Here is a 5035-nt window from a genome sequence, read left to right on the forward strand (position 1 = left end):
GGGTCTCCCCATGCGAGAGTAGGGAACTGCCAGGCATCAAATAAGTGGAAAGCCCTGTACTGACGTACAGGGCTTTTTGCTATGGGAAATTTGGGGAAATTTGAAGGGATTTGTAGTTACTTTCATTCTTTCCTGACTGACTCTCTGCCAGAAAACTGTGCGTCAGGGAGCAATGAATCGGTTAAACTAAGCTCAAATTAGTCACCAATGAGTAATCTAGTTATGTCGATTGACGACACATCTCTTCAATCCCGAAATACCTTTTCCCTAGCTGCACATGCTGCTGAAATCGTGAGCGTTTGTAGTGTGGAACAGCTGATCACTGCCTGGAAGTCTGCGAACGAAAAGCAGCAACCCTTCCTGCTTTTAGGTGAAGGAAGCAACGTTCTTTTTCTTGATAATTTTGCCGGTATGGTCGTTTTGAACCGGATAAAAGGCATTGAACTGGCTGAAGATAATGATGAATGGCTATTGCATGTCGGTGCCGGAGAAAACTGGCATGGGCTGGTTTGCTACGCATTGGAACACAATATTCCGGGGCTGGAAAACTTGGCTCTGATCCCCGGTTGTGTAGGCTCGGCGCCTATTCAGAACATTGGTGCTTATGGAATTGAGCTGCAAAGTGTCTGTAATTATGTTGATGTTTTAGATCTGCAAACCGAAAAACTGGTGCGTTTAAGTGATGAAGATTGTCAGTTCGGCTATCGCGAAAGCATCTTTAAGCATTCTTATAAAAACGGTTATGCAATCGTAGCCGTCGGTTTGAAGCTGACGAAGCAATGGCTGCCGAAGCTCACTTATGGTGACCTGACTCGTCTGGATCCCCAGACTGTAACGCCGCAGGAGATCTTTGATTCAGTATGCTCAATGCGACGCAGCAAATTACCGGATCCTGCTGTCACCGGGAATGCGGGCAGTTTCTACAAAAACCCAACCGTTGATGCTTTGGTTGCAGAGAAAATCAGCAGCCAATACCCTTCAATGCCCTCTTACCCACAAGCCAATGGACACGTAAAACTGGCCGCGGGTTGGTTAGTTGAACAGGCCGGCCTGAAAGGTTTTAGTATTGGCGGCGCAGCGGTGCATGAGAAACAGGCCCTGGTACTCATTAATAAAGACCATGCGAGCAGCGGCGATGTTCGAGCGTTGGCGAAACATGTTCGTGATGTAGTTGCCGAAAAATTTGGTATTTGGCTTGAGCCTGAAGTCCGTTTCATTGCCGCACAAGGTGAAGTGAATGCCGTGGAGGCTCTGTCATGAAGGATATTACAGTACCACTGCAATTGATCTCAATTTTGGCCGATGGTGAGTTTCATTCTGGTGAGCAGCTTGGTACAGCCATGGGAATGAGTCGTGCTGCAATTAATAAGCATATACAGACAGTGAGGGACTGGGGGGTCGATATCTTCACGGTTCCTGGAAAAGGCTACAGCCTGCCTTATCCTATTCAGTTGTTGGAAGAGGAGAAGATTCTCGCCATGCTCCCGGCTGGTGGAGTCAGTGTCCTGCCCGTGATTGATTCAACTAATCAGTATCTGATGGACAGGATTGGTCAGCTGAATTCTGGTGATGCCTGTGCCGCTGAATATCAGCAGGCTGGGCGAGGCCGCCGCGGTCGTAAGTGGTTTTCACCTTTCGGCAGTAATCTTTATCTTTCCATGTACTGGAAACTGGAACAAGGTCCCGCTGCGGCAATGGGGCTGAGCCTAGTGATCGGGATTGTCATGGCGGAAGTGCTTCATCGCCTTGGGGCGGTAGATGTCCGGGTTAAATGGCCTAATGATCTTTATCTCAATGACCGTAAGCTGGCTGGTATCCTCGTTGAATTGACAGGAAAAACTGGAGATGCTGCTCATCTTGTTATCGGTGCTGGTATTAACCTAAAAATGCGTGAACCTGCGACCGATACCATCAACCAAGGTTGGATCAACTTGCAGGAAGCGGGCGTGAATATCGATCGCAACGAACTGACAGCGACGTTACTCAAAGAGTTGCGTTCTGCTTTAGTTCATTTTGAACAGGAAGGTCTGACACCGTTTATTGCCCGTTGGCGGGATTTAGATAATTTCCTCGACCGGCCGGTTAAATTGCTGATTGGTGATCAGGAAATTCTTGGCATCGAACGGGGAATTGATCCCCAGGGCGCATTGTTGCTCGAGCAAGATGGTCTTATTAAACCGTATATTGGGGGTGAGATTTCACTTCGCGGTGCCTGAATAAGATAAAGGAGAGCATCGGCTCTCCTTTATTCATCTCTAAAATACTTATTTTCTCAAACGGACGCTTTCAACCGCATGATTCGCGCTTTTCGTCAGTATTAGACTGGCTCTTTCCCGAGTTGGTAATATATTTTCTTTTAAATTCAATCCGTTAATTTCATTCCACAACTGGGTCGCAATGTTTACTGCTTCTTCTTCCGGCAGTTTTGCATAGTGATGAAAATAGGAGTCGGGATCAGAGAATGCCCCCTGGCGGAATTTTAGGAAGCGATTAATATACCAGCCCTGCAATAAATCTTCCGGAGCATCAACGTATATTGAGAAATCAACAAAGTCAGAAACAAATACATGATGTGGATCGTGAGGATAATCCATACCACTTTGTAAAACATTGAGCCCTTCAAGAATTAAAATATCTGGCTGCTCAATAACTTTATTCCCATCGGGGATCACATCATAAATCAGATGCGAATACACCGGGGCAGTAACACGTTTAGCGCCTGATTTAACTTCAGAAACGAAGTTTACCAACTGATGCATATCGTAAGATTGCGGGAACCCCTTCTTCTTCATGATCCCACGTTCTTGCAGCGTTTTATTGGGATAGAGAAATCCATCAGTAGTAATCAGCTCCACTGAGCGATGCTCCGGCCAACGGCTCAGCAACGCCTGAAGGACACGCGCTGTTGTGCTCTTGCCCACAGCAACACTTCCCGCAATGCCGATGACATAAGGTATTTTCTGTCCGTCTGTACCGAGGAACTGTTCAAGCACAGCTTGCCGGCGCAAGTTGGAACTGATGTAAAAATTGAGAAGGCGTGAAAGCGGCAGATAGATCTGCGCGACTTCCTCGAGGGATAAATCCTCATTGATACCTTTCAGGTTCACGACTTCCGCTTCTTTGAGCGTTAGCGGTACTGAATCACGTAAGGCTGCCCACTGCGCACGATCGAACTGCAGATAAGGAGTTGCCAAAGATGGGTCTCTTTTTTTCATAAGTTAAAGTCTGCCTGTTAGCGCAGGTCAGGAAAGGCGATCACGCCAACTCCAGACAGTAAACCAGCAGCATATTATAGACACCTTAATTTTCAGGAGAGATCTTTTTCTTATAACTTATCGATTTCTTTGATTGAGTTTAAAAATTTTTAAGAAAGTTATGCAAACAAGGAAGATGTCGTAAAAGATTGGGGCGGCTTTCGTCGCCCCGTGGGGATCAAAAGAGGGGAGGGGAGGAACAGGCAAACGCAGTGAGCCGTTTATAGTAGACCACTTCATTTTTCCGGCTGTAGCGGTCAGATTGAGCTTTGAAAGCTGCACAGCGGTAACCCTGAGCACGGTAAAAGGCCTCTGCTTCAGACCCCGATTGCATATCGGAAGACAGAACATTACACCGCAGATTCTGAGCAGTGTGCTCCAGTTCACGTATTAACAATCTTCCGACGCCCCGCCGTCTGGCACGAGTACAAACCAAAAGAGTATTAATTTCTGCCTCATGCGGTGAATCTGCCGGTTGCGTTAAATTCAGCTGGACTGTTCCCATAACACCTTTTTCATCCCGGGCAATCCAAAGCAAACGCTTATTTTGAGCAAGCGCGTGGCGCAAATAATTGAAAGAATCCTCGGCATCTTTCTGTTCAATTGCGTAGGGAAACCCCGCGGATCGTCCCTGTTGGTTGGCCTCTACCAGAAGTTGAGTCAGTTCGTCGCGGTAAATAGGTAATGTCGCCGCATTCAGCATGACTATTTTCATTGCAGCACTCCTATAAGAAACAGCGCGTCCGAAAAGAAGACTGCAAAAATTACGCCAACAAAAAATGCTTTTAAATCAGTACTAGCCGAAAAGAAAACGCCGATTGGGGGTCTTTGATGCAGCAACTGCACATTTTCAGTGCATAAATCGTACAGTTGGGCGGTGTGAATAATTTTTTTAAGATGAACAGAGATGAAAAGGCGCACCAGTGGCTCGACAGTGAGATATGAGGGGGACGTTTTTGCACATTATTTGAACCTTCAAGCGCCTTAATTAGGGCAAAAGCCTATTTTTTGAATAAAACATGAGCGTTAGAACAAAACATGCAATTTATTTGTTGCATACCCCGTAAACTCTCCCTAGAATGCGCAGCACTTGATGCCGGCATAGCTCAGTTGGTAGAGCAACTGACTTGTAATCAGTAGGTCCCGAGTTCGACTCTTGGTGCCGGCACCATTCAAGTACTAAACAATTAGGTGGGGTTCCCGAGCGGCCAAAGGGAGCAGACTGTAAATCTGCCGTCATCGACTTCGAAGGTTCGAATCCTTCCCCCACCACCATACAGGCTTCAGCAATGAAGCAACTTAAAGTGAAAGAGTCGCTTTAAGTGAAGGTGAGGAATTAAGTGTCTCACGTCCTTTTCCCCGTCTTCGAGTTCTTCAGAAAAATCAGGTAGCCGAGTTCCAGGATGCGGGCATCGTATAATGGCTATTACCTCAGCCTTCCAAGCTGATGATGTGGGTTCGATTCCCACTGCCCGCTCCAAGTATGTGCTGATATAGCTCAGTTGGTAGAGCGCACCCTTGGTAAGGGTGAGGTCGGCAGTTCGAATCTGCCTATCAGCACCACTTCCAAATTCTCCCTCCTGATTTTCTTTCTGTAAACTAATTCGTCAAGCAAATGCTTGGTTGATGTGGTGATACCACCGATTTAACCGTGTCTTAGAGGGACAATCGATGTCTAAAGAAAAGTTTGAACGTACAAAACCGCACGTTAACGTTGGTACTATCGGCCACGTTGACCACGGTAAAACTACCCTGACTGCAGCAATCACTACCGTTCTGGC

5 protein-coding genes and 4 tRNA genes are annotated in these 5035 nt (G+C 46.7%); 7 read left to right on the plus strand and 2 right to left on the minus strand.

Features of this window, described 5'->3' with window-relative positions:
• Positions 1 to 222: 222 nt before the first annotated feature.
• Together murB and birA are read left to right on the plus strand one after the other, a co-directional pair.
• Positions 223 to 1260 (plus strand): UDP-N-acetylmuramate dehydrogenase, encoded by a 1038-nt coding sequence (murB, locus tag M2403_RS24805; RefSeq protein WP_165062252.1) that lies wholly within the window; start codon positions 223 to 225, stop codon positions 1258 to 1260.
• Positions 1257 to 2216: a bifunctional biotin--[acetyl-CoA-carboxylase] ligase/biotin operon repressor BirA gene (birA, locus tag M2403_RS24810; protein WP_165062251.1), complete on the plus strand. Its 960-nt coding sequence runs from the start codon at positions 1257 to 1259 to the stop codon at positions 2214 to 2216. The genes murB and birA overlap by 4 nt, the downstream gene beginning before the upstream one ends.
• 48 nt (positions 2217 to 2264) lie before the next feature.
• Here the strand turns inward: birA and coaA are convergent, their stop codons facing one another.
• Together coaA and M2403_RS24820 are read right to left on the minus strand one after the other, a co-directional pair.
• Complete coding sequence (gene coaA / locus M2403_RS24815) at positions 2265 to 3215, minus strand: type I pantothenate kinase (RefSeq protein WP_152325062.1); 951 nt, start codon at positions 3213 to 3215, stop codon at positions 2265 to 2267.
• 217 nt (positions 3216 to 3432) lie between these two features.
• The gene (locus M2403_RS24820) at positions 3433 to 3969 is read right to left on the minus strand and encodes a GNAT family N-acetyltransferase (RefSeq protein ID WP_217152466.1); all 537 of its coding nucleotides are present in this window, start codon (positions 3967 to 3969) and stop codon (positions 3433 to 3435) included.
• Between the two features lie 380 nt (positions 3970 to 4349).
• Between M2403_RS24820 and M2403_RS24825 the strand changes: the two genes are divergently transcribed.
• The 5 genes from M2403_RS24825 to M2403_RS24845 all read left to right on the plus strand — a co-directional run.
• Positions 4350 to 4425: transfer RNA gene (locus M2403_RS24825), tRNA-Thr, on the plus strand.
• 19 nt (positions 4426 to 4444) lie between these two features.
• A tRNA-Tyr gene (locus M2403_RS24830) sits at positions 4445 to 4529 on the plus strand.
• 130 nt (positions 4530 to 4659) lie between these two features.
• A tRNA-Gly gene (locus tag M2403_RS24835) sits at positions 4660 to 4734 on the plus strand.
• 7 nt (positions 4735 to 4741) lie between these two features.
• Positions 4742 to 4817, plus strand: a tRNA-Thr gene (locus M2403_RS24840).
• A gap of 108 nt (positions 4818 to 4925) precedes the next feature.
• The coding region (locus tag M2403_RS24845; protein ID WP_001336758.1) for a GTP-binding protein at positions 4926 to 5035 on the plus strand (110 nt) is incomplete at its 3' end.

The sequence above is a fragment of the Rahnella sp. BIGb0603 genome, assembly GCF_024808755.1.
In the GTDB taxonomy this organism is placed as follows: Bacteria; Pseudomonadota; Gammaproteobacteria; order Enterobacterales; family Enterobacteriaceae; genus Rahnella; species Rahnella contaminans.